This window comes from Allobosea sp. P4_E12, assembly GCF_056401655.1.
Genome location: NZ_JBFUIY010000031.1, coordinates 18,091 through 43,251, shown reverse-complemented (window position 1 = coordinate 43,251; position 25,161 = coordinate 18,091). Strand labels below are relative to the sequence as shown.

Annotated in this window: 23 protein-coding genes; 3 read left to right on the top strand and 20 right to left on the bottom strand. The window is 64.2% G+C overall.

Features of this window, described 5'->3' with window-relative positions:
- Nucleotides 1-2: 2 nt before the first annotated feature.
- The 10 genes from AC1DW9_RS28555 to ehuR all read right to left on the bottom strand — a co-directional run bounded on the left by AC1DW9_RS28555 (nucleotide 3) and on the right by ehuR (nucleotide 10,648).
- Nucleotides 3-1,511 carry an NAD-dependent succinate-semialdehyde dehydrogenase gene (locus AC1DW9_RS28555; RefSeq protein WP_441508109.1) on the bottom strand — a complete coding sequence of 503 codons (1,509 nt, stop codon included), beginning with the start codon at nucleotides 1,509-1,511 and terminating at the stop codon, nucleotides 3-5.
- A gap of 135 nt (nucleotides 1,512-1,646) precedes the next feature.
- Nucleotides 1,647-2,426 (bottom strand): ectoine/hydroxyectoine ABC transporter ATP-binding protein EhuA, encoded by a 780-nt coding sequence (ehuA, locus tag AC1DW9_RS28550; protein WP_441480476.1) that lies wholly within the window; start codon nucleotides 2,424-2,426, stop codon nucleotides 1,647-1,649.
- On the bottom strand, nucleotides 2,423-3,115 hold the full coding sequence (gene ehuD, locus AC1DW9_RS28545; protein ID WP_476776771.1) for an ectoine/hydroxyectoine ABC transporter permease subunit EhuD: 693 nt from the start codon (nucleotides 3,113-3,115) through the stop codon (nucleotides 2,423-2,425). The genes ehuA and ehuD overlap by 4 nt, the downstream gene beginning before the upstream one ends.
- A 10-nt stretch (nucleotides 3,116-3,125) precedes the next feature.
- A complete protein-coding gene (gene ehuC, locus AC1DW9_RS28540) occupies nucleotides 3,126-3,791 on the bottom strand; it encodes an ectoine/hydroxyectoine ABC transporter permease subunit EhuC (RefSeq protein ID WP_441480478.1) in 666 nt (221 codons plus the stop codon).
- 79 nt (nucleotides 3,792-3,870) lie between these two features.
- Nucleotides 3,871-4,722: an ectoine/hydroxyectoine ABC transporter substrate-binding protein EhuB gene (gene ehuB, locus AC1DW9_RS28535; RefSeq protein ID WP_441480479.1), complete on the bottom strand. Its 852-nt coding sequence runs from the start codon at nucleotides 4,720-4,722 to the stop codon at nucleotides 3,871-3,873.
- 105 nt (nucleotides 4,723-4,827) lie between these two features.
- Entirely contained in the window at nucleotides 4,828-5,841 is a 1,014-nt protein-coding gene (doeB, locus tag AC1DW9_RS28530; protein ID WP_441508090.1) for a N(2)-acetyl-L-2,4-diaminobutanoate deacetylase DoeB, read from the bottom strand.
- A gap of 4 nt (nucleotides 5,842-5,845) precedes the next feature.
- Nucleotides 5,846-7,024 (bottom strand): ectoine hydrolase DoeA, encoded by a 1,179-nt coding sequence (gene doeA / locus AC1DW9_RS28525; RefSeq protein WP_441508091.1) that lies wholly within the window; start codon nucleotides 7,022-7,024, stop codon nucleotides 5,846-5,848.
- On the bottom strand, nucleotides 7,021-8,034 hold the full coding sequence (gene eutC / locus AC1DW9_RS28520; RefSeq protein WP_441508092.1) for an ectoine utilization protein EutC: 1,014 nt from the start codon (nucleotides 8,032-8,034) through the stop codon (nucleotides 7,021-7,023). Before eutC ends, doeA begins: the two co-directional genes overlap by 4 nt.
- Nucleotides 8,031-9,059 carry a hydroxyectoine utilization dehydratase EutB gene (eutB, locus tag AC1DW9_RS28515; protein ID WP_441508093.1) on the bottom strand — a complete coding sequence of 343 codons (1,029 nt, stop codon included), beginning with the start codon at nucleotides 9,057-9,059 and terminating at the stop codon, nucleotides 8,031-8,033. The genes eutC and eutB overlap by 4 nt, the downstream gene beginning before the upstream one ends.
- 134 nt (nucleotides 9,060-9,193) lie before the next feature.
- Nucleotides 9,194-10,648, bottom strand: coding sequence for a MocR-like ectoine utilization transcription factor EhuR (gene ehuR, locus AC1DW9_RS28510; RefSeq protein WP_476776770.1), 1,455 nt, complete (start codon nucleotides 10,646-10,648; stop codon nucleotides 9,194-9,196).
- 60 nt (nucleotides 10,649-10,708) lie between these two features.
- Between ehuR and AC1DW9_RS28505 the strand changes: the two genes are divergently transcribed.
- Nucleotides 10,709-11,170: an Lrp/AsnC family transcriptional regulator gene (locus AC1DW9_RS28505; RefSeq protein WP_441480485.1), complete on the top strand. Its 462-nt coding sequence runs from the start codon at nucleotides 10,709-10,711 to the stop codon at nucleotides 11,168-11,170.
- Nucleotides 11,171-11,661: 491 nt separating this feature from the next.
- Here AC1DW9_RS28505 and AC1DW9_RS28500 read toward each other — a convergent pair whose 3' ends face one another.
- The 8 genes from AC1DW9_RS28500 to AC1DW9_RS28465 form a co-directional block, all read right to left on the bottom strand.
- On the bottom strand, nucleotides 11,662-12,729 hold the full coding sequence (locus tag AC1DW9_RS28500) for an ABC transporter ATP-binding protein (protein WP_441492594.1): 1,068 nt from the start codon (nucleotides 12,727-12,729) through the stop codon (nucleotides 11,662-11,664).
- A 17-nt stretch (nucleotides 12,730-12,746) separates the two neighbouring features.
- Nucleotides 12,747-13,532 (bottom strand): ABC transporter permease, encoded by a 786-nt coding sequence (locus tag AC1DW9_RS28495; RefSeq protein WP_441508095.1) that lies wholly within the window; start codon nucleotides 13,530-13,532, stop codon nucleotides 12,747-12,749.
- A gap of 1 nt (nucleotide 13,533) precedes the next feature.
- Nucleotides 13,534-14,409, bottom strand: a complete 876-nt coding sequence (locus AC1DW9_RS28490; RefSeq protein WP_441508096.1) for an ABC transporter permease — start codon at nucleotides 14,407-14,409, stop codon at nucleotides 13,534-13,536.
- Nucleotides 14,406-15,467, bottom strand: a complete 1,062-nt coding sequence (locus tag AC1DW9_RS28485) for an ABC transporter substrate-binding protein (RefSeq protein ID WP_441508097.1) — start codon at nucleotides 15,465-15,467, stop codon at nucleotides 14,406-14,408. Before AC1DW9_RS28485 ends, AC1DW9_RS28490 begins: the two co-directional genes overlap by 4 nt.
- Before the next feature lie 12 nt (nucleotides 15,468-15,479).
- Entirely contained in the window at nucleotides 15,480-16,445 is a 966-nt protein-coding gene (locus AC1DW9_RS28480) for a dipeptidase (RefSeq protein ID WP_441508098.1), read from the bottom strand.
- A gap of 12 nt (nucleotides 16,446-16,457) precedes the next feature.
- On the bottom strand, nucleotides 16,458-17,168 hold the full coding sequence (locus AC1DW9_RS28475; RefSeq protein ID WP_441508099.1) for a hypothetical protein: 711 nt from the start codon (nucleotides 17,166-17,168) through the stop codon (nucleotides 16,458-16,460).
- Nucleotides 17,165-18,760: a hypothetical protein gene (locus AC1DW9_RS28470; RefSeq protein WP_441492600.1), complete on the bottom strand. Its 1,596-nt coding sequence runs from the start codon at nucleotides 18,758-18,760 to the stop codon at nucleotides 17,165-17,167. Before AC1DW9_RS28470 ends, AC1DW9_RS28475 begins: the two co-directional genes overlap by 4 nt.
- 142 nt (nucleotides 18,761-18,902) lie before the next feature.
- Nucleotides 18,903-19,619, bottom strand: a complete 717-nt coding sequence (locus AC1DW9_RS28465; RefSeq protein WP_441480493.1) for an IclR family transcriptional regulator — start codon at nucleotides 19,617-19,619, stop codon at nucleotides 18,903-18,905.
- Nucleotides 19,620-20,324: 705 nt separating this feature from the next.
- Here AC1DW9_RS28465 and AC1DW9_RS28460 point away from each other — a divergent pair.
- The gene (locus tag AC1DW9_RS28460; RefSeq protein ID WP_473965329.1) at nucleotides 20,325-20,546 is read left to right on the top strand and encodes a hypothetical protein; all 222 of its coding nucleotides are present in this window, start codon (nucleotides 20,325-20,327) and stop codon (nucleotides 20,544-20,546) included.
- 529 nt (nucleotides 20,547-21,075) lie between these two features.
- Here the strand turns inward: AC1DW9_RS28460 and AC1DW9_RS28455 are convergent.
- Nucleotides 21,076-22,215 (bottom strand): AGE family epimerase/isomerase, encoded by a 1,140-nt coding sequence (locus AC1DW9_RS28455; RefSeq protein ID WP_476855245.1) that lies wholly within the window; start codon nucleotides 22,213-22,215, stop codon nucleotides 21,076-21,078.
- Between the two features lie 330 nt (nucleotides 22,216-22,545).
- Here AC1DW9_RS28455 and AC1DW9_RS28450 point away from each other — a divergent pair, with 330 nt between their 5' ends.
- Nucleotides 22,546-23,754, top strand: coding sequence for an extracellular solute-binding protein (locus AC1DW9_RS28450; protein ID WP_441508101.1), 1,209 nt, complete (start codon nucleotides 22,546-22,548; stop codon nucleotides 23,752-23,754).
- 252 nt (nucleotides 23,755-24,006) lie between these two features.
- Here the strand turns inward: AC1DW9_RS28450 and AC1DW9_RS28445 are convergent, their stop codons facing one another.
- The gene (locus AC1DW9_RS28445; protein ID WP_441492606.1) at nucleotides 24,007-25,161 is read right to left on the bottom strand and encodes an acyl-CoA dehydrogenase family protein; all 1,155 of its coding nucleotides are present in this window, start codon (nucleotides 25,159-25,161) and stop codon (nucleotides 24,007-24,009) included.

Sequence of the window (25,161 nt, the reverse complement as noted above, 5' to 3'; positions counted from 1 at the left end):
CCTCAGTTCAGATCGAGGCAGACATATTTGAGGTCGGTGAAGGCCTCGAGGCCGTGGCGCGAGCCTTCGCGACCAAGGCCGGATTGCTTCATCCCGCCGAAGGGGATCGGCGCGCCGGTGATCTTGACCCGATTGACCGCCACCATCCCGTATTCGAGCGCCCTGGCCATGCGCGCGGCCCGCGCACCGTCACGCGTCACGAGATAGGCGACGAGGCCGTATTCCGTGTCGTTGGCACGGGCGATGACCTCGTCCTCGCTACCGAACGGGGCGATGGCCGCCACTGGGGCAAAGGTCTCCTCGCGCATGATCAGCGCCTCGTCGGGCACGTCGGCGAGGGCGGTCGGTGCCAGGAAGAGCGGGCCCGGCATGGCGCGCTCCGGCGTCAGCCGCCGCGCGCCGCGCGCCAAAGCGTCGGCGATCTGGGCTTCGGCTTTGCGTTTGGCAGCCGCGTGCATCAGCGGGCCTATCTCGACCTCGCGCTCCAGGCCGGACCCGACCCGCAGCGCCGAGACCTTGTCGGCAAAGGCAGCGCAGAAGCGCTCGTAGAGACCACGCTGCACATAGATCCGGTTGGCGGCGAGGCAGTCCTGGCCGGACGTCGCGAACTTGGCATCGATGGCGAGCGCAACAGCCCGGTCGAGATCGGCATCGTCGAAGACGATCAGCGGCGCATGGCCGCCGAGCTCCATGACCACGCGCTTGACGGTTGCCGCAGCGTTGCGGGCGACGACCCGGCCGATCTCGGTCGAGCCGGTGAAGCTGACGGCACGCACGCGAGCATCGGCGCAATAGGTTTCTGCGATCGGCGCGGCGTCGCCGGTAACGATGTTGAAGACGCCAGCCGGCAGCCCGGCGCGGTCGGCGAGCTTCGCCAGTGCCAGTGCCGACAGTGGCGTGTGCGACGAGGGATGAGCGACGACGGTGCAGCCGGCGGCGAGGGCTGCCGCGGCCTTGCGCGTCAGCATGGCGGACGGGAAGTTCCATGGGGTGAGCAAGGCTGCAACACCAACCGGCTCGCGCGACAGGGACATCTGCGCACCCGGCAAATGGCTGGTCACGCTCTCGACATTCACGCGCAGGGCTTCCTCCGCGTAATAGGTGATGAAGTCGGCGGCGTACGCGATCTCGCCGCGCGCTTCCGCCAGCGGCTTGCCCTGTTCAAGCGTCATTAGAAGCGCGAGATCCTCGGCAGCCGCAAACATCGCGGCATGCCAGCGCCGCAGCAGTGCTGCGCGCGCCTGCGGCAGCAGCGCTTTCCAGGTCGGGAAGGCAGCATGCGCCGCCTCGATTGCCTGCGTCGCTTCAGCCGCTCCGAGCGCTGCGACCTGCGCGACGAGGGCGCCCGTCGCGGGGTCGCTCACCGGGAAGGTCTTGCCGTCGCGAGCAGCGGTCCAGCGCCCGTCGATATAGGCGAGCTGCCGTAGCAGGCGACGATCGGCGAGGCGCGACAGTCCGGGATGCTCCGCAGGCTTGGCGATTGCAGTTTCCCGCCTTGCCGTGCTCGTCATTGCGTTCATGACCATCCTCCCTCGGTTGACGACGAGGTTAGGTGAAGGACTGGCGAGACTGTCTTCGAAGTCTCGGTTTCGCGCCGAGAAAGTCTCGGAAGTTCAGGCCGGCGCCGATAGAGTGTCGGCGCCGGCTCAGCCCAGCACCGAGGCCAGGAATTCGCGTGTGCGAGGCTGCTCGGGCGCGCTGAAGATGCGCTCCGGCTCCCCCTGTTCGCAGATGCGCCCCTTGTCGAAGAAGCAGACCCTATCGGAGACCTCGCGAGCGAAGCGCATTTCGTGAGTGACCAGCAGCATGGTGAGGTCGTGTTCGCTGGCGAGGCCGCGGATGACGGAGAGAACCTCTCCGACGAGTTGCGGGTCGAGTGCCGAGGTCGGCTCGTCGAAGAGCAGCACACGGGGACGCATGGCCAGCGCGCGGGCAATGGCGACGCGCTGCTGCTGGCCGCCGGAGAGCTGTGCAGGATAATGGTCCTTCTTGTCGGCGAGCCCGACCATGGCGAGCAGGTCGACGGCCCGGCATTCGGCCTCGCCGCGCGGCAGGCCGAGCACGCGCACTGGCGCTTCGACGACATTGCGCAGAACGGTCATATGCGGGAACAGGTTGAAGCTCTGGAAGACCATACCGACATGGCTGCGGATCTGGCGCAGATGCCCGTCCGACGCCTTGAATGGTCCGCCGGCTTTCGGCTCGTGATAGGGCATGCCTGCAAGCGTCAGCCGGCCCTCCTGGAACGGCTCCAGCGTCATCAGGATGCGCAGCACCGTCGATTTGCCCGAGCCCGACGGGCCGATCAGCGTGACCTTCTCCCCACGGGCGACGCTGAAGTTGAAGTCGTCGAGCACGGTCAATGCTCCGAAGCGCTTGGTGACGCCGGCGAACTCAATGATGGGCGCCTGAGAGGTCTCGGTCATCGCAGCGGGATCCCTGCTTTCGGCAGCGCCTTGTGCAGCCGGTGCAGGCCGGCTGAGCAGATCAGCGTGAGGAGGAGGAAGATCAGGCCGACCAGGGTCAGCGGCACCAGATATTCGAAGGTGCGCTCGCCGATCATGTTGGCGAGCCCCATCATCTCAAGCACGGTGACGACGGAGAGCACCGGCGTCTCCTTGATCATCGCGACGAGATAGTTGCCCATCGCCGGCAAGATGCGCGGCACGATCTGCGGCACGACGATGTCGCGATAGGTCTGCAGCCGGGAGAGGTTCAACGCGGTCGCCGCCTCCCATTGCCCGCGCGGCACGGCCTCGATACCGCCGCGGTAGACCTCGGAGGTATAGGCCGAATACTGCAGCCCGAGCGCGATCGCCCCGGTCAGGAAGGCCGGCAGCGTGACGCCATAGTCCGGGAGCACGTAGTAGAGGAAGAAGAGTTGCACCAAGAGCGGCGTGTCGCGCAGGAACTCGACGACGATGGCCGTCGTCCAGGACACGGCCGCAAAACGGCTGCGGCGCAGCAGCGCGAAGACAAGGCCGAGCACCAGCGCGATCGCAAAGCCTGCAGCAGCCGCCTGCAACGTCACCGTCAGCCCGATCAGGATAATCGGCAGGATCGAGGACGCGTAGGTGAGCGGCGTCGTCGTATCCCATTCGAAGCCGTACATCATGCCATCAGCCTCACGAATGGGCCGCGCGCGGGAAGGCGGCGCCGCGCCGGACCAGCCGTTCGATCAGCCGCATGATCAACATCARCACCAGCGACATCGCGAAGTAGCCGACGAGCGTCAGGCTGTAGACGCCGGCGCTATCGAGGGTGAGGTTGCGGATCGATTGCGCCCGGAAGGTCAGGTCAGCGATCGAGATCAGCGACACCAGCGAGGATAGTTTCAGGGTCTCGATGGCGAGATTGCCGAAGGCCGGCATCATCTCGACCAGCCCCTGCGGCAAGGTGATGTGAAGAAGCGTCTGGGTGCGGCCGAAATTCAGCGCCCGCGCCGCTTCGTGCTGCTGGACGGAGACCGATTGAAGCGCGCCGCGGACGATCTCGGAGCCATAGGCGCCGACATGTAGCGAGAGCACGAGGATACCGGTGGCGACCGGCTCAAAGCTTATCCCTAAGAGCGGCAGGGCGTAGTAGAACCAGAACAGCTGGACGAACAGCGAGGTGCCGCGGAAGAGCTCGGTGTAGCAAAGGGCAATCGTCGCCAGCACGCGCCCGCCCTCGACGCGGGCGATGCCGGCCGCAAAGGCGGCGACAGCGCCGATCGCGATCGCCGACAAGGTGATCCCGGCAGTGACGAGGGCGCCGCGCGACAATGCGGGCAGATAGGACAGCCACTCCATCCAGTAGGCTCCGCGAAAGCGTTTAACAGGTGTGGAGCTCCACCCGCCATCGGGGCGGGCGGAACGATGTCAGCTAGCCTTACTTGCCGGCGCAGAGGTCCTCGACCTTGCGCTCCGCCGCAGCCTTGATGCTGGCCTCCGACAGCCCGTAAGTGCCGAGGATCTTCTTGTAATCGTCAGTCTTGCGGAACTCGACCAAGGCGGCGTTGAAGGCGTCGCGCAGCTCCTTGTCTTCGGACCGGAATGCGAAGCCGCCGAAATTGCGGACCGGCTTGCCGTTGACCACAGGGTCGCTGAAGGGCGCGACCTGCTCGACATTGGCCTGGCCCTTGGCGAGCGAGGCGACGGTGAGTTCGGTCGCGGCATAGGCGTCGGCGCGGCTCTGTACGGTGGCGAGCGCGTCGGCATTGGCGGTGATGAAGATCACCTGGCTGTCCTTGACGCCGACGGCGCGCAGGAAGTCGATATTGTTCGCCCCGGACACGACCGCGACCTTCAGCGACGGATCCTTGGCGATATCGGCATAGGTCGTCAGTTTCTTCGGGTTGCCCTTCTTCACCAGCAAACCCTCGCCATAGGAGGAGTTCGGCTCGGTGAAGGAGACCTGCTTGCACCGCTCCGGCGAGATGTTCTGCTCGGCGGCGACGAAATCGAAGCGCTTGGCCTTGAGGCCGGGGATCAGAGTGCCGAACGGCGTGACGGACCAGTTGGCCTCCGCGACACCGAGCTTCTTCAGCACGGCATTGGCGACGTCGGGGCCGATACCGGCCGAGGTACCGTCATCCTTCATGTAGGAATAGGGCAGCTCGTTGGCGGTCGCGACGCGGATATAGCCCTGGTCCTTGACGTCCTTGAGGCTGGTGGCGCCAGCCGCGGACAGGGCGATGGCGAGAGCCATGGCGGAGATTCCGGCAATCTTCAGAAACGGCATCTGCATTCTCCTCTGGTTGATGTTTCTCCGCATGCCGATTGCTTCGGCTTCTCTGGCGTCTTCGCGCCGGCGGCTTGGCTTGGGCCGGTCGCCCGGCCGAACGGGTCAGGGTGCCTCCCGCAGCGCGGCGAGGACGCAAAGGCAGTCGCCCGCCTTGATCAGCCCGGGGATGTGACGGGCGGCGAGGATGCCATCCATGGCAGCCTGGTACTCGGCCGGGGCGAGCCCGGTTTTTCCAACGGGATGAACCCGGGCGATCACTTCGCCGGCCCGCACGGCTTCGCCGAGATCGTGCTGGAAGACGATCAGCCCGTCATCCTGCGCGAAGGTGAAGCAGTCGTCGGAGGGCATGTCGAGCCAGCGGGTCGGCGCCGTCTCGGGCGCTCCTGCGAGGATGCCGGCATGCCTGAGCAGGTTCCCGGCACCGCGCCGGGCGATGCCGATGCTGCGGGCAGTTGCCGTCCCGGCGCCGCCGAGCTCGGTCGTAACGAAGACCTTGCCCATCTCCTCGACCGTGGTGTCAAGCATGCCGACGGCGTCGATCTCCAGCATCTTCATCGAGTACGGCGCAGAGAAGGCGGCAACCGCCGCAAAGCAGCGCGCCTCCTGCGCCTTGTCCGGCAGCTCATGAGCCGCCGCATAGGGCAGGAAGTCGAGCGTCTTTCCGCCCGAATGGAAGTCGAGCACGATATCGGCGAGCGGCACGAGATGGCGCGTGACATAGTCGGCGATCTTCTCGGTGACACTGCCGTCCGGGCGGCCCGGAAAACTGCGGTTGAGATTGCCCTTGTCGATCGGCGAGGTCCGCGTCCCCGCGCGGAAGGCGGGGTAGTTCAGCGCCGGCAGGATGATGACCCGGCCCGAAATTGTCGCCGGGTCGAGCGCGCACGCCAGCTCGAACAGTGCCGCCGGGCCCTCATATTCGTCGCCATGGTTCGCGCCGGTCAAAAGCGCGGTCGGCCCCTCCCCGCTCGCAACGACGCAGATCGGGATCATCACCGAGCCCCAGGCGCTGTCATCGCGGCTATAGGGCAGACGCAGATGGCCGTGCTGAACGCCCTTCGCCGATAGATCGATCGTAGGCGTCACTGGCGAGGGACGGGGCGAGGCGATCAACATGCCCTTACCCCTTGACGAAGAGCTGGCGTGGCACGCTCGACAGGCACTCGACGCCGGTCTGCGTGATCGCGATGCTCTCCGTGATCTCGAGCCCCATGTCCTCGAGCCAGAGGCCGGTCATGAAGTGGAAGGTCATGCCGGGCTGGAGCTCGGTCCGGTCGCCGGGCCTGAGGCTCATGGTGCGCTCGCCCCAATCGGGTGGATAGGACAGACCGATCGGGTAGCCGGTGCGGTTGTCCTTGATGATGCCGTACCGCTTCAGCACCGCGAAGAATGCGTTGGCGATGTCCTCGCAGGTGTTGCCGGGTTTTGCTGTGGCGAGGCCGGCTTCCATGCCTTCGAGCGTCGCCTTCTCGGCGTCGAGGAAAGCCTGGGTTGGCTTGCCCAGGAAGACGGTGCGCGACAGTGGGCAGTGGTAACGCTTATGGGCGCCGGCGATCTCGAAGAAAGTGCCTTCGCCTGATCGCATCGGCTTGTCGTCCCAAGTCAGGTGCGGAGCTGAGGCGTCGGCGCCCGAAGGCAGCAGCGGCACGATCGCCGGATAGTCGCCGCCGAACTCGGCCGTGCCGCGGATGCCGGCATCGTAGATCTCGGCGACGAGGTCGCATTTGCGCATGCCGGGCTCGACGACCTCGACGATGCGCTGGTGCATCAGCTCGACGATGCGGCCGGCCTTGCGCATGTAGTCGAGCTCGGTCTTGCTCTTGACCGCGCGCTGCCAGTTCACCAACCCGCCGGCATCCTTGAAACGGGCGTTCGGGAGGTGCGTCCGCAGCGAGGCGAAGGCCGCCGCGGAGAAGTAGTAATTGTCCATCTCGACCGCGATCGGAAGCCTGTCCCAGCCGCGCTCGGCAATGATCTGCGCGAGCAAATCCATCGGGTGGCGCTCGGTCGATTGAACGTAGTGGTCGGGATAGCCGATGATGTTGTCGTGGGCGAGATAGGCGGTGCGCTTCGCGCCATTCGCGTCCTGCTTGCGGCCATACCAGATTGGCTCGCCCGTCGGCGGCACGAGCACGCATTGGTGGACGTAGAACGACCAGCCGTCATAGCCGGTGAGCCAATGCATGTTGGACGGGTCGGTGACAATCATCAGCTCGACGCCAGCCCGCTCCATGGCGGCGCGGGCCTTGGCGAGGCGCTCGGCATATTCCTCGCGGGTGAAATTCAGGGTCACGGTCACGCGGCGTCTCCCGCTTCGGCTCTGGTGTCGATGGTCTGCCCAACGCCGACATCGCGGGCGCGGGCGGCGGCAAGATTGGCGATCGCGGTGTCCTGCACGCCCGTGCCGGTCAGGTCCGCGAAGGTGATCTCGTCGGTACGCGACCGGCCGGGACGCTTGCCGGCGATGACCTCGCCGAGCTCGGCGAAGCTCTGGTCGCTCGTAGCCAGACCGGCGCGGATCGCAGATGCCAGCTCGCCGAGGCGCCGAGTCTGGCTGAGGCGATCGGCAACATAGGTCGCGCGGGCGAAGATGACCGGATCGATCTCGTTCTTGTGCTCGCTGTCGGAGCCCATCGCGGTGATATGCTGGCCGGGCTCGAGCCAGTCCGCCAGCAGGATCGGCTGTGGCGCCGGCGTCGTGGTGACGATGACATCGGCACCGCGCGCGACGGCCTGAGGATCAGCCACGGCGGTGACGGAAAAGCCGAGCTTCCGGGAGAGGTCCGTCGCGGCCTCACCGGCTTTGCACGGATCACGTGCCCAGATCCGCGCCTCGCGGATCGGCCGCACCAGCGCCAGCGCTTCGAGCTGGAACCGCGCCTGCATTCCGGCACCGAAGATCGCGGCGACCGCAGCATCGGGCCGAGCAAGATGACGCGCCGCGACGGCTCCGGCGGCGGCCGTCCTCACATCGGTGAGATAGCCATTGTCCAGAAGCAGCGCCTCGACGAGGCCGGTGCGGGCGCTGAACAGGATCATCAGCCCATTGAGGCTGGGCAGGCCGAGCTTGGGATTGTCGAAGAAACCGGGGCTGACCTTGATCGCGAAACCGTCGAGGCCCGGCACATAGGCCGTCTTCACGTCAACCTCGCCGCGATAGTCGGGAATGTCGAGCCGCAGGATCGGCGGCATGGCGACGGGCTTGGTGGCGAGCGCTGCGAAGGCTTCCTCGACACAAGCGACCGCGCTCGCATCGAGCCTGACGACGCGGCGCAATTCCGCCTCGGTGAGGACGAGCATACGGCTCATGCGGTGGCTCCCGAGACGATGCGCCGGTGCGCGGCTTCATCGATATTGCGGCCGGAGACGATGAGCGCCGCCGGGCCTGGCGGGCTGACCTTGCCGGCGAGCAGGGCGGCGATGCCGACCGCCCCGGCCCCCTCGACAACCTCGCCCTCCTCGCGTGCGGCGTGACGGATGCCGGCTGCGATCTCCGCTTCGCTCAGCAGCACGACCTCGTCGATGAGATCGCGGCACAGGGCGAAGGTGACCCGATTGGCGAGGCCGATGCCGCCGCCGAGTGAATCCGCCAGCGTTTCCTCCTCGGCCATCTCGACCGGCCGGCCCGCMACGATCGCCGCGGCCATGGCGGCGCCGCGCTCCATCGAGATGCCGACGATCCTTACGGAAGGCCGCAGTGCCTTGACTGCCACCGCGACGCCGGCCGCGAGCCCGCCGCCCGAGAGCGGGACCAGTGCGCAGGCGAGCGAGGGCAGATCCTCGATCAGTTCGAGCCCGATCGTGCCCTGGCCGGCAACGACGTCAGGATCGTCGAAGGGCGGGATCGGGGTGAACCCGTGCTCGGCGACCAGACGCTCGACTTCGACCTGCGCATCGTCCTGAGAATGGCCGATAATGCGGATCTCGGCGCCGAGCGAGCGGATCGCCTCGACCTTGTTCGTCGGCACCAGCGTCGACATGCAGATCGTGGCGGCAACGCCGAGCTCCCGGGCAGCGTAGGCGACCGCGCGGCCATGATTGCCGGTGGACGCGGTCACGAGCCCGCGCCGGCGCTGATCTTCGTCCAAAGCCAGCACCGCGTTCATCGCGCCGCGAAGCTTGAAGGCGCCGATCGGCTGGCGGGTTTCGAGCTTTAGATGGACGGGCTGGCCGCACAGGCGGCTCAGGAAGGCCGAGGCGACGAGCGGCGTGCGCGCCACCCGGCCGGCGATACGCGCCGCTGCGGCTTCGATGTCGGGCAAGGCCAGGGAGGCCGGCGGAGCGGCCGGCCGATCTGCTTCGGCAGTGGCAAGATGCGGTTTGATCACCTTCATTTCCCTCTCGCTTGTCATGCTGCGAGGGAGAAAATTTCATGTCAATTATTATATTGTAATGATTCAATCATAACGGGAGCAGCCCGCACGCGGCAATGACGCGAAGAAGACCGTGCCGTTTGCGGCCGCAGCTCTCAGCCGATCGCGCCGATATCGAAGACCGGCGGAAGCTGCTCGAAAGTCTGGCGTACACTCGTCAGCGTCCGGGTCAGCAGCTCATGGCTCATCCGCCCACCAAGGCAGATGCGGATGCCGCCGCCATGGCCGACGCCGGCCACGAAGGGATCGGACGGCGTCACCGCCACGCGCCGGTCGGCGAGCGAGCGCACCAGGCTGTCTTCGGTCCAATGCGTGGGCACCTTGAGCCAGGCGCAGAGCGAGAGCGGATGGCTCGAGGCGACATGGCTCCCGAGTGTCTCCGTCACGATGTGCTGGCGCGCCTTGGCCTCCTCGCGCTGGACGGCGAGCAGCCTTTCCGCCGTACCGTCCTCGACCCAGCGCGTCGCGATCTCGGCTGGCAGATAGGTGCCGCTCCAGCTCGTCACGCGCAGGATCGAGGCAGCGCGGATCGAGTATTGCGGCGGCACGACCAGATAGCCGACGCGCAGGCCGGTCAGCACCGTCTTGGTGAAGCTGGTGAGGAAAAAACCGAGATCCGGCAGCATCGCTGTGATCGACGGGAGCGGCTCGGCTATGAGCGGCTTGTAGACCTCGTCCTCGACGACGAAGACGCCGTGGCGCTGCGCGATCTCGGCAATGGCGCGGCGGCGCTCGGGGCCAGCGACATGGCTCGTCGGATTGTTCAGCGTCGGGATGAGGACCAGCGCACGCACACCGCCAGCACGGCACGCTGCCTCGACCGCATCGGGGCGAACGCCTTCCTCATCGGTCGGCAGGCCCCTGAGGCTGAAACCGAGAACATTGGCGAGGCCGATGACGCCATGATCGGTCAGGTTCTCGGTCAGCACGAGGTCGCCGGCGCGGACCACGCAGGCGAGCGCCAGGAAGAGCGCGTGCGCGGCACCGTTCGTGATCAGGATGCGCTCGGCTGATGTCTCCACGCCGAGCGGCCCGAGCCAAAGCCGCGCCGCTTCGCGATGGCGGTCGAGGCCCGCGATCGGCCGGCACGGCCGCATGAAGGCGCTGGTGTCGCCCTCGGCCAACGCGGCCAGCACCTGGCGCGAGGCCGCCTCATGCGCATCGAGATAAACGCCGCGCACGATCGAGAGGTCGACGATCTGCGTCGGGCTGCGGTCGAGCATCAGCCGCCCTGCCTGCTCCGTGACACGGCTCTTCACGAAGGTCCCGCGCCCGACCTCGCCGCTGAGATAGCCGAGGCGCTCGGCCTCCTTGTAGCTGAGGCTGACGGTCTGGACGGAGATGCCGAGCTCGCGGGCGAGGTCGCGATGGGTCGGCATCCGGTCCATCGGCTTCAGAACGCCGGCGCTTATGTCGGCGATGATGCGCTCGGTCAGCGCGGCATGCTTGGTCGCGCCCCTCTGCTTCGTCAGGACCGGGTGCCATTCGACGGCCTTCTCCACAACCGGAGAAAGCCTGTTGCCGGAAGGCCGCGCGGCTTGACGGAACATGGGATTGTCTCGTTCTTAAGAGGCAGAATTCATGACATTATGCACGTGCGGTCACCGAAGATGAAGCTCGATCCCATCGATCTCAAGATCGTCGCGGCCCTGCAGCGTGACGGCCGCATGACCAAGCTCAAACTCGCCGAAACGGTCGCGCTGTCGCCGGCGGCCTGCTGGGAACGGTTGCGCCGGATGGAAGAGGCCGGCGTGATCAAGGGCTATACCGCCATCGTCGATCTCGGGGTGGAGGCGCCACGCACCACGGTGATCGTCGAGATCAGCCTGAAGAGCCATCAGCAGGCGGATTTCCGTCGCTTCGAGGAGGCGGTGGCGAGGGAACCGGCCATCGTCGCTTGCGATGCCACCGGCGGAGGCATCGACTACATCATGCGCGTGGTCGTGCCAGACATTGACAGCTATCAGCGCCTGATCGACAGGCTGCTCGACCCCGCGATCGGGATCGAGCGATACTACACCTTTGTCGTGACCAAGAGCATCCCGCTCGTCGAAGCGCATTCACGTGCATAGCAGCACGGCCAAGGATCCAACGAATATCCGCTTCCGTCAGAAGCGACAAATAGTCACTTCTCTTTCCCTTTGGCTTCAGTCCGCAAATCAAATGGCGCATAAATGTTCCGGGCGATCTCTCAATGACCGGAATTAGCGCGATCCGGACCAATGCATTGGTACAGGCGAAGTTCAGCCTGGAGCCGGAGATCGATCCCTGCGGTATTTTACCCGACACACGCGTAGCTAAATCAATGAAGCTGCGATCGATCCTCGAGCGCTCCCCTCGATCTTGGCTTTGTTGGCAGATCAAATGCCAGACGACGAAGGCCTCATATCCCGGTTCTCCATCAGCAAAAACCCTCTGGCAGCAGGCAGTGCCGAGGTGTCCGCGCCAACTCGTTCGCGCACGACAGGCATGAGCACAGCTGCATCCTCTCTCATCCCTAAAGATCGCAGATCATCCGATCCTGAGCCGAGCTACACGGTGCTACATAGCGATCGTTGGGGCGTCAGTGCTCGATCACATGGATGCGGGTGGGGGCCCATTCTATGTCGCATTCATCGCCCCTGCGCAGGTCCGGCATTTCCATGCTGGGGACCCGGATCCGCAGTTCCTGGCCGGCCTTGCGCCCGAGGACAAGGACGCTATCGCCATAGTTCACTATCTCCGCGATGGTGATTGAATTTCGCAACGGCGATAGTTCCGCACGTTCGGAGCTGAGCCGGATTGTTTCAGGGCGGACGAGTATGCTGACGTCTTTGCCAGGCGGGACGTGCTCGGCGCTGGTCGCGATCGGGCCGATGCCGGCAACATCGACGAGGCCACTTTCGCGTGTCTTACCCGAGAGTAGATTGCTATCCCCGACGAAGGAGGCGACGAAGCGCGTCTTTGGCGTGAAGTAAACCTCGCTCGGCGTTCCGATCTGCTCAATGCGACCCCGGTTGAACACAGCGATGCGGTCCGACATGGCCATTGCCTCGGTCTGATCGTGGGTCACGTAGACCATCGTGACGCCAAGCTCGCGGTGGATGCGCTTCAACTCCATTTGCATTTGTTCCCGCAAAGTCTTGTCAAGCGCTCCCAGGGGCTCGTCGAGCAGAACGAGGTCAGGCTGGAAGACGAGGGCGCGCGCTAATGCAACGCGCTGCTGCTGGCCGCCGGAAAGCTCGGCCGGGGCCCGGCCAGCATATTCGGCGAGGCCGACCATGGCGAGCGCGGCCGTAACCTTGGCTTGCGCCGGCACCTTGGCGACGCCACGCATGCGCAAGGGAAAGCCGACATTCTGCGCCGCGTTCATGTGAGGAAACAGAGCGTAATTCTGGAATACCATCCCGATATTGCGGTCGTAGGGCTCGACTGCATCGATCTGGCGCCCGGCGATGCTGATCTCGCCACGCGTCGGACGCGCAAATCCCGCGATCATCATCAGCGTTGTCGTCTTGCCGGAACCGGAGGGGCCAAGGAAGGAGATGAACTCACCAGGCGCGACATCGAGGTCGATGGCCTCGACCGCATTTTGCCCTGGCAGATAGCTCTTGGTCACCGATTTCAGCGACAGCGAACGGGCGGTTTCCATCGGAAGGCTCCAGCGTCTCAGGAGTGCGCAGGCCGTTGCTTACGCACGAGCCGGGCGGCGAACTGCGCACCGAGCGCGGCCAGAACGGCAGCCAGCAGCAGCGAGGATGCGGCGGAAATGGCGGGGTCGGCTTCCATCTGGAAGCTGTTGAACATCTGGCGAGGCAAGGTCGCGCTGTCGCGACCGGAGATAAAGATCGCGATCACTGCCTCGTCGAAGGAATGGATGAAGGCAAACAGCGCAGCCACGAAGAAGGCCGGGCGCAAGATCGGAAAGGTCACCAGCCGGAAAGTCGTCAGCGGCCGGGCGCCAAGATTCGCCGCGGCGTTCTCAAGCCGGCGATCGAAATTGACCAGCGCCGAGGTTAAGGTCAGTACCACGACTGGGATCGACAGACAGGCATGGGCGAGGATCACGCCGGTCATGCTCTGGACCAGCCCGAGCGAACCGAAATAGCTATAATAGCCCAGTGCCATTACGATATGCGGCACAATCAACGGCATCATCACGATGAGCCGGAACAGCGCCCGGAGGCGAAACCGATAGCGCACTAGCGCGAAGGAAGCGGGAGCGCCGAGCAGCATCGCCAAGACCATGGTGCCGAGCCCGATCAGGAAGCTATTCAAGACCGGACCGGTCCAGTTGGGATCGGAAAAGAAGCGCCGATAGTAGCCGAGCCAGTAGCCAGGCGGCGGAAACTCAAGCGATGGCGCGGTGCTGAAGGACATAGGCACGACGATGAACATCGGCCCGGCTAGCAGGATCGCGACGGCCACCGCGATGATCACCGTGGAGCGCGACATCTCACCTCCACATCTTTTCGATGCCGAACAGGCGATCATAGACCACGAAGAGCGCCACCGCCGCAGCGAGCAGGACCATCGAGGTTGCTGAAGCCGCGCCGAATTCGAGAAGCTGCTCGATTTGCTGGCCGATGCGGCCGGCGATCATCTTGTCCTGCGGGCTGCCAATCAGCGTCGGCGTTACATAGAAGCCGAGGCAGGTAATGAAGACGAGCGTCGCACCATTGAGGACGCCGGGCAGGCTTTGCGGCAGATAAACCGTCAGGAATGCCTTGAGCGGCCGGGCGCCGAGGCTGGCTGCCGCACGCATATAGACCTCGTCGATGCGCTTCATGACGGCGTACAGCGCCAGGACCATGAACGGTACCAACATATGAGCCATGGCGAAGGTCGCAGCAAAAGTGGTGAAGAGCAGACGCGGCGGCGGGGTGACGCCAAGCGCAACCAGGAGTCCGACAACAGGCCCGCGCGCGCCCAGGATCACCATCCAGGCGTAGGTTCGCACAAGAAAACTCGTCCAGAAGCTCAGCGCCACGATGCCAAGTAGGAAGGAGCCGACTGCGCCACCCTTTCGGGCCGCGACGTAAGCCACGGGATAAGCGAAGACGAGGCTGGTGATCGTGACGATCAGTGCCGTTTGGAAGGTGCGCACGAGGACGTTGAGATCGTATTTCGAGGCGAAGAACTCAGCGTAGTTGTCGAAGCCGACCGTCGGTTCGCTCACGCTCATCCAGACGACGAGGCCCAGCGGCGCGAGGAAGAACACTGCCAGGAACAGGGTCGCCGGGGCATAGAGTAGGAAGGGCGGCCGGAACAGGGCTTTGCCCCATCCAGCCGCGCTCCAGGCGCGGCCTTGCGCAGGGGAGGATAGGGTCAAGTCGAGAGCCATTGTTCGAAGCGCTTGGCCATTGTGTCGAGCTGAGGCAGTAGCTTCTCGGCATCGAGGATGACGGATTTCGGCAGGTTCTCGGGGGAGGTCGGCATATGGCTGATGACCTCGGGCGACAGGTATTTGAACGAAGCGGGGTTCATCGGGCCGTAATTGTTCTTCTGCGCGAACTGCGCGAGCCGCTCTGGCCCCACGGCAAACTCGATGAAACGCCAAGCGTTCTTCGCCCTCGGAGAGCCGCGCGCTACCACCCAGGTCGCGACATCGATCACGGCCTGGTCGAAGACGAGTTCGATTGGCTGCTTCTGGTCGACCATCGTCTGCGCGCTGGTGTTCCACATCCCGATCAATTCGACCTCGCCATCGCGCAGCAATTGTTGGGATTGCGGGCTCTGGCTCCACCAGACGCGGACATCTTTCTTGATCCTGTCGAGCGACTTGAAGGCGCGGTCGAGATCATAGGGAAACAGTTTCGCAGGCTCGACGCCATCGGCCATCAATGCGAAGGCAAGCACGCGTGCGGGATAGTTCTGCAGGCTGCGCGAACCCGGAAATTTAGTCGTGTCCCAGAAATCCGCCCAGTTCCTTGGGCCGCCATTGGGTATTTTATCGCGGCGGTAGGCGATGATGTTGGCGAAGGCATGGGAGTTGATGCCGTTCAGTGTCACCGCGCCGGGCCAGAGCGACGAAGCCGGAATCTTGCTCTCGTCATAGGTGTCGATCAGCTTGGCGTGATTGGCGCGGCCGAGTTCAGCGACGCCGAGCGTCGTCACGTCGAATTCATAGATACCAGTCCGCGTTTGCGCCGCGAGCTTGGCGAAGGAGACCGGCGCGATTGTGCGGATCTCGATTCCGGTCTCCGCCGTGAACGGGTTGAAGAGTATCGCGCGCGCTGCTTCTTCCCAGGGACCGCCCCAGGTGTTGATATAGAGGGTCTCGGCGGCGCGGGCTTTCCGGATGAAGGGCATCGCGACGATGCCGCTCCCAAGCATCGATAGCAGGGCGCGGCGCGTGGTCCGCGGTGGAGTCAGTACGGTCCTAGCCATGGTTCTGTCCTCTCAACCGATCGTTGCGCGATAGAGGCGAAGCCAGTTGCCGGAGGTGATCTTCTCGACTTCGGCTGCGTGGAAACCGACCCGCGCCAGCGCCGGTCCGACATCGGACAGGCCGCTGATCCTTTTGAGCCAGGCCGGCTTCTCACTGGGGCCGGGCTTGGCCGCCGAGGCGGCGCCGTACTGCACAGAGCGGGTCCAGCGGCCCGAGCGCATCCAGTCGAGGTAGACCTGATTGGAATGGTGGCTAAAGTCGGTGCCGAGGCCGACATGGTCGATACCGGCAATCTCGACGGTCTGCGCCACCATCTGGGCCCAGGCATCGACGCTGGCGCAGGCCGGCTCCGGCGTTATGTTGCGATAGGCTGCGCAGCCGATGACGCCGCCCTTTTCAGCGAGTGCCTTGATGATTGCATCCGTCTTGTTGCGCTTGTGCGGGAAGACGGAGGCCGGGTTGGCATGGGTGATCGAGACCGGCTTCTGCGACCATTCGATCGTATCGAGCGTGGTCCGGTCGCCGACATGTGAGAGATCAATCAGCATGCCGCACTGGTTCATCTCCCGGACAACCTCACGGCCAAAGCGTGCAAGGCCAGGATCGACCGTCTCGTAGCAGCTAGAGCCGAGCTCGTTCTGGTTGTTGTAGGTCAGCTGCAAGACCTTGACGCCGAGATCGGCGAAGAGCTCGACATAACGGATCCGGCCATCGAGCAGATTGGTGTTCTGGTAACCCAGCAACATCGCGACCTTGCCATCGCGCTCGGCCGCGAGAATGTCGTCCGTCTTCCGCACGATCGTCATCAGATCAGCATTGGCGCGCTCGAGATCGCGCCATTTCGCGACAGAATCAAAGGACTCGATCGCGCCCTCCCAAAAGCCGAGCGTCGGTGTGACGCAACTGAACCCGCCGGCCTTGAGATCCTCGAATACGCCGCGGTCAAAGAAACCACATTGCAAACCGTCTATCAGCATCGGGGCGCGCCTTTACGAAGCGGAGGAAACAGGATTGGGCTGAAGCCGGGACGGATCGGCGGTCAGCATCGATAGATCGGTCTCGTCCTCGTCATTGCGACCAACGACGCGTCCGTCTGCCTCGACCCGCACGGTGCCAGCATGTCGGCGGCTCTCGAAGGAATCGGGCATCAGGGCATCATGCGATGCCTTGTAGAGCGGCCACCAACTCGACGCCGCAGCGGAGAGGCCGTCATGGCGAACCACGTCGATGGCACGGCGCTTCGCCGCGGGGCGGTCCATCAATGACACTTGGGCACTGTTGCCCTTCGGCTCGACGATAGCCGCGAGGCCGAAACGCTCAGCAAGCCCCGATACGACGCGCAATTCGGGGGGCTCTGTGAGATTGAGCGCCAAAACCTCCCCCCGGCCGGTCAACCGAAAGCGCTCGACAGCCAAATCAAGCAGCGTCTCGGCCACCAGCCAGGCATGCTGGCCGCCGCAGTCTATCGTCAATTCGCCGTCAGTGCTGACATCGGCGAGCGGGGCAACGCCGCTCGCACGCACGTGCTCTATCTGCTGTGCGATGCCAGACAGACCTGGCCCCGGCAGCACGGCGGAATAGAATGCGCAATCGCGCACGGAGGGTAATAGCCCAGCGGGCGTGCCGGCGGCCTGAACCAGTCGCTCCAGAATGAGCCGGAGTTCGCGCACGGACAGGATCAGCGTTTCGGATAGCATCATGCCTGAGGCTCCGCGGGATAGAACCAATGGGAAGCGGCGCTCCCCGAGGCGAGATCTTCGGGGGTCGGGGCGCCGTGGAAGATCACGCCGCGCAGATTGCGGTTCAGGAAGTCGCGGGCCTTGTCGATACCGTGGATGCCGACGTTCAAGAGCCGGGTGATATGCGCCGGAACGAAGTCCTCGCCCATGATGTCGGCATGCGGCGAGTGATAGGGCAGTCCAGCAAGCGCCTGGATGCGGATCACGATCTGCCGATGCAATGGGTGCGCCATGAGGAAGCGCGCGACGCTGAGGCGGGGATCGGCGGCAGCGAGATCGCGATCGAGTGCAACGACGAGGCGCGGCAGATCGAGGCCAAGATTATGAGCCGCGCCGATCTCTTCGCGTGGTCCACGACGCGGCTCCTCGGCCGTGCGCGATTTGTACCAGACGTAGCGCTGTGAGCGCTCGGAGACGAGATCGAGATCGAAGGCCCAGCTGTAATCGGCCCTCAGGATCTCTTGTAGCCGTCCGATCGGCATTTCGGGGCGGCCGGCGAGATCCTCATCGATCACGAGAGTTTGTGCCAGGCCATCGGCGATTTCGGGCACGAGTTCGATGATGAGAGACAGTAGCGTTTCGTGGGCCTCGCGATTGACGCGGCCGTCGAGCGAAGCGGTGAAGTCGACGAGTGGGGTCGCCTCGGCGCAGCCGGCGCGCACGCGCTCGATCAACTGGCCGAGTTCGCGGCGGATGATGGCGAGGTCGTCAGCGACGATGCTGCTTGGCGCGAAGGCTTCATATTCGGCCCGATCCTGGCGCCGCGCCAGGATTGCCTTGTCGAGCAGCGCCGCCAATTGAACCAGCGGGGCAGCATCGGGACCGACACGCAGCAACCGGCCATGGGCGATGGCCTCCTCGTGGATCGTCAGCCAACGGTCGATCAGGCGAGGATGGTTATTGACGAAGAACATCAGCCCCAGCGCCGAGCCGTTGCCGACGCCCAGGAAGCGGCGCAACTCGGGCTGCATCGCCACTGCCGCCGGGCCGCCCTTCATCCGCGCAAAATGCTGGACGAGATCGCCGGCAAAGACGCGCATCATATAGGCGGTGAGCATTTGCGCTTGCAGCGAGGCTCGCAGCGGATGGTCCGGCGCGAAGGCAAGGAAGGACTTGGTGCCGAAGGTGCCGTTGCCGTCGATGCCGGTGTTGCGCATGAAGTAGCAGGTGCGGCCGAGCTCGGCGATGGGCGGCTGTTGCCCGGATGCGAGATGGTCGACGGCAAGGTCGAACAGCCGTCCCGAGCGGTTCGAGCGCGCCCAGGTCAAGGTCTGCGGGGTAGCGCGGCCCTCATAGAGCTTCGGCAGTTCCTGTCTAAGTTGCTCGATGCCAGCGGCCGAAAGTTTGCCTTCGATCAAACCGCCCATCATGTCCCAGGACCGGCCGATGATGCGGCCAGTGCGCTCGCGACCTGAGGGCTCGAACGAAAAGATTGGGAAGGTGAAGTGCCAGCCATCGGCCTCGATGCCGTAGCGCGCCGTGCCTCGACCGCGCGCGTCGATATCGAAATCCTGGCAGGTGATCTGCCAGCGCTGATGTGAGGCGCGAGCCATCAGGGTCCGCGATGCACTGATCCGTGACGGCTGAATCGCGGCCAATATCTCCGGTCGCATGAGCGTGGAGGGGGATCGCATCAGCGCCTGCGGCTGCCAGGGACCGGGCTTGGAGGCGAGGGAGAATGGCAGGGCCGACATGTCATGCATTCCCGAATTGAGCGCTGAAGCGTTGCGCCGCGCTGACCGCAATCGGCGCGCAGTTCGCGTGATCGAACCGCGTGGTCGGGCCGGAGATCGCGATGACGGCAATGCATTGGCCGGCCGCGTCGAAAACCGGTGCAGCAACCGCGGCGACGAATTGCGGGTCCGTCGGTGCGAAGAGGGCAAAGCCGCGTTCGCGAACCTCTGCCAGCGCGATGTCGTCAGGGAGCGCGATGCCCTGCTCGCGCAGCCGTTCACGCATTTCCAGCGAGCCGAAGGCGACGAGCACGGAGCCCGACGCGCTAGCGCCCAGCGCCATGCGTGCGCCGACCCGGAGATCGGCACGCAGTACCTGATGCGATTCGACCCGGTTGATAATGACCGCATGATAGCCGTCGAGCACTGAAATCGTCGCCGTTTCGCCGCTCTCGGCTACGATCTCCTGAAGCAATTCTGTCGTCCGTTCTCCGAGATTGGCCTGCTCGAGGGCACGCACTGCGTAGAACTGAAAGCGTAGCGCGAGCCGGAACGCGCCCTCGACCGTCTGCTCGAGAAAGCCTGCATCCACCAGAGTACGCAGCCGCTGATAGACCGCGGCGCGCTGGTCGCCTGTCGCCTTGACGACATCGGGCAGTCGCATTGGCTTCGGGGATGCCGCGATGACATCGCAGACCGCGAGCGTCTTGAGCGTGGTGGAGAGAGAGCGAACAGCCATGTTGTCTTCTATATGAATACGCCGTATTTTAATAGCATCATACAATTTTGATCTGTGTCAAGGCCAGCGCCGATCCACTTCAGTATCCGCGCCGCGGACCGCGCGGGAAACGGGGATCCCGCCCGGTTCGGCAGCTTCCTGAAGACGCGCCGCGATGTTGACGCCGTCACCGAAGACGTCGCCCCTTGAGCGATGACGTCGCCACATGGATCCCTCCGGAAACGCGTGTCCCGGTCAGCCGCAGCGCATTTTTGTTGGACTTCCGCCGCGCACTCCGCCGCCTTGATGACGCTGGTAAATTCCGTCAGGAACCCGTCGCGCATGGTCTTGACGATGCGCCTTGTTTCCGCTGAGCTTCGGCTGAACCACCTTGCTGATGAGCGTCGGTACGCGAGTAAAGGTCCTCTCCTAGTCGGCGCTCATCAGGCCGGAACGGCCGGCGACATCGGCGCATACGATGGCAGGGCGACGGTTGAGCGCGTCCACCAGGCTTATGATGCACCCGCGGCGGCCGGATCGTCGTGCGCCCATCGCGATCGCGCGTCCAACCCCACTGCCCACGCGGGTTATTGCAGAGATCATCCGACCATAGCGATCAGGCAGGAGCTCTACGGGAGGCGGGGAGCGCCGATCCCCGCGCCGTCCACCCTTACCGCCCCATGCCGATTTACCGCTTCTTAACCGCGGCGGGCGCCATGCGTCATTTTGATAAAGCCCGGTTCCAGCAAGACGAAACTCTTCGAGAACTTGCTCTGTATAGGTAAAACCGGCCGAGCGTTGTGGCGGGCAGCTTTACCGAGCATGCCTGATACGTTTGTCGAGACCAGCCTAAGTGAGGCCGGAATTCTGGCGCTTAGCCTGAGCGGCTATCGCCTGGTGATTGATCCCGCGACGGGCGGCGAGATCCGAAGAGACTTCGTTAAGTAAGCGGTGAGGAGCCCGAAGTTTGGCCCGGGAGCTCATGCACGGTGACCTCGGAACACGTCCGGCGGGCGATATCAATCAGGTGACGGTGATGGGTCGCGACGATGACCTGGCCGGTACCCGCCATGGCGGTGAATAGCCGGCACCAGTCCGCAGGTTCTCGCATTTTTGCCCTGATGGATGCGATTTTCCGGCCGAAACTCGCGGACGCCAGGTGCGCCCCTTCTGGTTGCCACCCAAGGGGGGATCGGCTCAGGCAGCGAGCCAGAGCAAAGTTGATCACGTTCCCGGCGCTTAAGTGATATCCGTCGAGGTTTCGAGGACGAATCTGTAAAATGAGAGCGGCAAGTCGCCGTCATATTTGGCGTTCACCTCGGCTGCGCCCGAGCGTTCTCGGCTGGTGGAAGTCGCTCATATGTATTTGGCCTACTCTTCGGCTTGCGGGCCGTCGGCGAATACAACACTCTTAAACTCGGCTTAGTGCCGGTCCCGGGCCGGCTGGCTCTCATCGGTGGACACATAGTGCGCGTGGTCACGATTTCGCACTGTGCGACTGCTTCACCCTGCAGACATCTGCAACTGCGAGCACCAAATGGTAGAGTACCCGTACCGGGATCGGCTCGGCCACCCTCCAGCCTTGGCGATCGATCTGGTTGCTCCACAGTCCGGTATCCGCGTCGACGAAGCGTTCGAACATCAGGCGCAAATGGCTGTTGAGCCGATTTGTCGCCTCGTTGTCGTCCTCGAATTCGAGCCGTGCCGCCAGCGCCTTGAGATACTCAGTCTGCGGCCAGAGCAGGGCCCCGCCGTTGAGCACCGCGCCTTTTTGATCGACCTCGTTGATCACCGGCTTGCCGGCGGCTTCAGCGCCGAACATCTCACCGAAGGCGAAGAGTTGCCGTGCGCTCATCCGGGCAGTGCCCGAACCGGTCAGGCGCTCGTGGTGATAGAGCAGCCAGGTCCATTCGAAATGATGACCGGGCTCGCGAATCCGACCCTGCTCGCCGGCAAAGGGCTTCCACTCGTTGTCGAAGAACTCGCCGAGCGTTCCGTCCGCGGCGAAGCGCCGTTGCATCAGGCACACGATCCTCTCGGCGCGCTCAAGCCAGCGCTTTTCGCCGGACGATTGCGCCATGGCGTGGCAGGCTTCGAGCAGGTGCATATGCGGGTTTTGGCGGCGCGGGAGGGTCCCGAGCGTATCCTCGCGAAAGCCGCCGGAAGGTGAGACGAGGGCCGTCTCGATAAATCGCATCACCGCTTCCCCTTGGTCGAGCGGTTCGGATTCTCCGATTGCACGAGCGCACCATGCGAGCGCGAAGATGACGAAGGCGAGATCGTACAAATCGGATTTGCCGTCAATGATCTCACCTTGGGTCGTGCAGGCATGTATGAACCGGCCATCGCTGTCCCGGCAGGCACTAAGAAGGAAGGACAGGCCATGGCGCGCCGCTTCGAGCGCCCCGGGTACGCCGAGAAGATGGGCATGGCTGAAGACGTATAGCGTTCGCGCCGTAACCAGCGTCGTGCGCCGCTCACTTTCAATGATACTTCCATTAGGCTGAACCCATTCGGCATAGCCTCGGCGCTTCGGATCATAGGCCCGCGCGAGCCAAGCCGGCAGTAGGCTCCCAGTAAGCCAAGCCGAAAGCTCTTCTGCCGATACCCCGACCATATGTTTGCCCCACCTTTAAATCCAGATTGTCTGCCAACCGGTATGGTGTAACGTTCTACCAGCGCCTTTGATGGCCTTAGCGACGCAACACAGGGGGAGCAAGCGATCAGAGACTTCCCTATTCGCAGCTCCGTTGTCGCGCCAGTTCAAGACAGGCCAATCCGACATCATCGACCTGATGCGGCCCACCGCTTCAGCAGGTATTGTTGCCAGAAGTGAGGGCTTAAGCCCCGGTCCAAGGAATCTAATCTTCGTGCCCGGTCTCGTGGTGCGGGAACCTACACTCGAGTTGATCGAGTGAAGTTGTGGCAATCCCAGGGAGGGGAACCAATGACAGACCAGACCAACAAAACCGGCCCATCGCGCCGACAATTTGTCGAGGGTAGCGTGGCTTCGCTGACGCTCGGCGCTACCGGTGCCACGGGCGCGTTGGCGCAGGGCCTGCCGCTGCCGAAGTCGCCGGTGGCGCTGAACATCATCGATGTCGGCGGCGCCCTCGCCCTGCTACAGAAGCCGCTGGAGAACTATCGCGCGGCCAAGCCCAACCTCGTCTCGCGCATGACCTTCGTCAAAGCACCGGCGCCGGAACTGCCCGGCAAGATCAAGGCGATGCAGGAGGCCAATCGCGTCGATATCGACCTTGTCATCGGCGGCCTCGACGCACTCGCCGCGGGTATTGAGCAGAAACTCTGGGTGACGTTGCTGCCCGAGCATGCCGCCTCACTCCCCGACCCAGCCAAAGTTCTGATGAAGCCGGCGCTCGACATGCACAACCTCGGTTCCGGCCAGGGCATGTGCATGGTCTACTATCCCTCCGGTCCGCTGCTTGAGTACATGCCGGCACGCGTCAAGGCCGTGCCGACCACGGCGGACGAACTGCTTGCCTACACCAAGCAGAACCCGAACCGTTTTCTCTATGCTCGACCGGCCAATTCCGGCCCGGGCCGCACCTTTATCATGGGCCTGCCCTATCTGCTCGGCGACAAGGACCCGAAGGATCCGGCCAATGGCTGGGACAAGACCTGGGCCTATCTGAAGGAGCTCGGCAACGGCATTGAGTACTATCCGACGGGCACTGCCGCGACCATGAAAGAGTTCGGCGACGGCTCGCGCGACATTATCATCTCCACCACCGGATGGGACATCAACCCGCGCGTCCTCGGTATCGTGCCGAAGGAAGCGAAGATCCAGGCGCTGAAGGGCTTCCATTGGGTCTCGGATGCCCAGTATATGTACATCCCGAAAGGCGTCTCGAGCGAGAAGCTCGCCGTCTTGCTCGACCTGATCAGCTTCGCACTGACGCCGCAGCAGCAGGCGTTCACCTATGATGAAGGCTACTTCTATCCGGGGCCGGCCGTGAAGGATGTGCCGCTCTCGATGGCGCCGCCAGAGAGCCAGAAGGCGATCGAGGAATTCGGGCGCCCCGAATACGCCGACCTGATCGCCAACAACCCGATCGAGGTGCCGCTGACGCCGGACAAGATGGTCCTCGCGTTTCGGCGTTGGGACGAGGAAATCGGCGCCAAACGGACGAAATAGGCAGGGAGGACGGTGGCGCGCCCTTCCTCCGCGCCACCAGGCCGCCGTTCTGCTTGCTGCTTGCGGCCTAACCCAGAGCACTGCGACCTGGGGTCGTCCGCCGACCGTAATTGCGTCGCCGAAGGTCAGCTACCCGGCTCCCGCGGTCAGGAGCGGAGCAGCCGGCCGCCGGCTTGAGATGCTATTTCTGTTCGGGGCCGCCGATTTGCAGCCAATCATGCCAAGTGAGCTCGGCAAGTCGTTGGCAAGGAGTTAAGCCGCGGCCCCGTTCTTAATGAGTTCCTTGGCGATAATAGTTCGTTGAATCTGGTTAGTACCTTCGTATATCTGGGTAATTTTGGCGTCGCGATAGAGCCGCTCAACTTCAAACCCGCGGATATACCCGGCGCCCCCGAAAATCTGGACGGCATTGGCCGTCTGCGCCACTGCCATATCGCTTGCAAAGCACTTCGCGATTGACGCGGCAGCGGTCGCGGGTCTGGCGTGGTCTATCAGCAATGCGGCTCTCTCTGTCAGGGCACGGGCGGCTGCTATGTCTTTGGCCATGTCCGCCAGCATCCATTGCAGTCCCTGATTGTCGAGGATCGGCTTGCCGAACTGACGGCGGTCTCGCGCGTAGCCCAGAGCCGCTTCCAGCCCGGCCTGCGCAATGCCGGTCGCGAGCGCAGCGATGCCGACGCGGCCCTTCTCCAGTACACTCATCATGATGTGGAAGCCGCGCCCCGTCGGGCCGAGCAGCGCCTCGCGCGGCACCACGACGCCGTCGAAGTTGAGTGCGCCGACCTGGCTGGCGCGCTGGCCCATCTTGTGCTCCTTCGGCCCGCGCGAGACACCCGATGCATGGAGATCGACTAAGAAGATGCTCATGCCGCGATGGCCCGCGGCAGGGTCGGTCGAGGCTAGGACGAAGCCGAGATCTGCGACCGGCGCGTTGTGGATCCATAGCTTGTTGCCATCGATGACGTAGCCGGCGGCGGTCTCGCGTGCGGTGGTGCGGACATTAGAGAGGTCGGAGCCGGCCTCCGCCTCGGTCAGGCAGTAAGCGATGCGGGTCTTCGCGGAAATGATGTCCGGCAGGAGCTTCACCTGCTCGGGCGTGCCGTAGCGGGTGAGCAGAGTGCCGATCAGCTCGACGACGCCGCACTGGTCAGCGATCGAGGCATAACCGCGCGACAACTCCTCCATCACTATTGCATAGGCGAACGTGTCGAGGCCGGAGCCGCCATGCTCTTCCGACACGGTGATACCGAACAGGCCGATCTCGCCCATCAGGCGGTAGATCTCGGCCGGAAAGGTTTCGTCACGGTCAAGATCGGCAGCGGCGGGCCTGACGACATCTTCCGCGAAGCGCCGGGCGGTTTCGCGAATTTGTTCGTAGATCTCGGTGTCAAGCAATGGAGCGTGCAT

Bases quoted from the DNA above. Each gene is read 5' to 3' on its own strand.
- AC1DW9_RS28555 (WP_441508109.1), bottom strand. From the start codon at position 1,511: ATGACGAGCACGGCAAGGCGGGAAACTGCAATCGCCAAGCCTGCGGAG.
- ehuA (WP_441480476.1), bottom strand. From the start codon at position 2,426: ATGACCGAGACCTCTCAGGCGCCCATCATTGAGTTCGCCGGCGTCACC.
- ehuD (WP_476776771.1), bottom strand. From the start codon at position 3,115: ATGATGTACGGCTTCGAATGGGATACGACGACGCCGCTCACCTACGCG.
- ehuB (WP_441480479.1), bottom strand. From the start codon at position 4,722: ATGCCGTTTCTGAAGATTGCCGGAATCTCCGCCATGGCTCTCGCCATC.
- doeB (WP_441508090.1), bottom strand. From the start codon at position 5,841: ATGTTGATCGCCTCGCCCCGTCCCTCGCCAGTGACGCCTACGATCGAT.
- eutC (WP_441508092.1), bottom strand. From the start codon at position 8,034: ATGAGCCGTATGCTCGTCCTCACCGAGGCGGAATTGCGCCGCGTCGTC.
- ehuR (WP_476776770.1), bottom strand. From the start codon at position 10,648: ATGTTCCGTCAAGCCGCGCGGCCTTCCGGCAACAGGCTTTCTCCGGTT.
- AC1DW9_RS28505 (WP_441480485.1), top strand. From the start codon at position 10,709: ATGAAGCTCGATCCCATCGATCTCAAGATCGTCGCGGCCCTGCAGCGT.
- AC1DW9_RS28500 (WP_441492594.1), bottom strand. From the start codon at position 12,729: ATGGAAACCGCCCGTTCGCTGTCGCTGAAATCGGTGACCAAGAGCTAT.
- AC1DW9_RS28495 (WP_441508095.1), bottom strand. From the start codon at position 13,532: ATGTCGCGCTCCACGGTGATCATCGCGGTGGCCGTCGCGATCCTGCTA.
- AC1DW9_RS28485 (WP_441508097.1), bottom strand. From the start codon at position 15,467: ATGGCTAGGACCGTACTGACTCCACCGCGGACCACGCGCCGCGCCCTG.
- AC1DW9_RS28480 (WP_441508098.1), bottom strand. From the start codon at position 16,445: ATGCTGATAGACGGTTTGCAATGTGGTTTCTTTGACCGCGGCGTATTC.
- AC1DW9_RS28475 (WP_441508099.1), bottom strand. From the start codon at position 17,168: ATGATGCTATCCGAAACGCTGATCCTGTCCGTGCGCGAACTCCGGCTC.
- AC1DW9_RS28470 (WP_441492600.1), bottom strand. From the start codon at position 18,760: ATGGCTCGCGCCTCACATCAGCGCTGGCAGATCACCTGCCAGGATTTC.
- AC1DW9_RS28465 (WP_441480493.1), bottom strand. From the start codon at position 19,619: ATGGCTGTTCGCTCTCTCTCCACCACGCTCAAGACGCTCGCGGTCTGC.
- AC1DW9_RS28455 (WP_476855245.1), bottom strand. From the start codon at position 22,215: ATGGTCGGGGTATCGGCAGAAGAGCTTTCGGCTTGGCTTACTGGGAGC.
- AC1DW9_RS28450 (WP_441508101.1), top strand. From the start codon at position 22,546: ATGACAGACCAGACCAACAAAACCGGCCCATCGCGCCGACAATTTGTC.
- AC1DW9_RS28445 (WP_441492606.1), bottom strand. From the start codon at position 25,161: ATGCACGCTCCATTGCTTGACACCGAGATCTACGAACAAATTCGCGAA.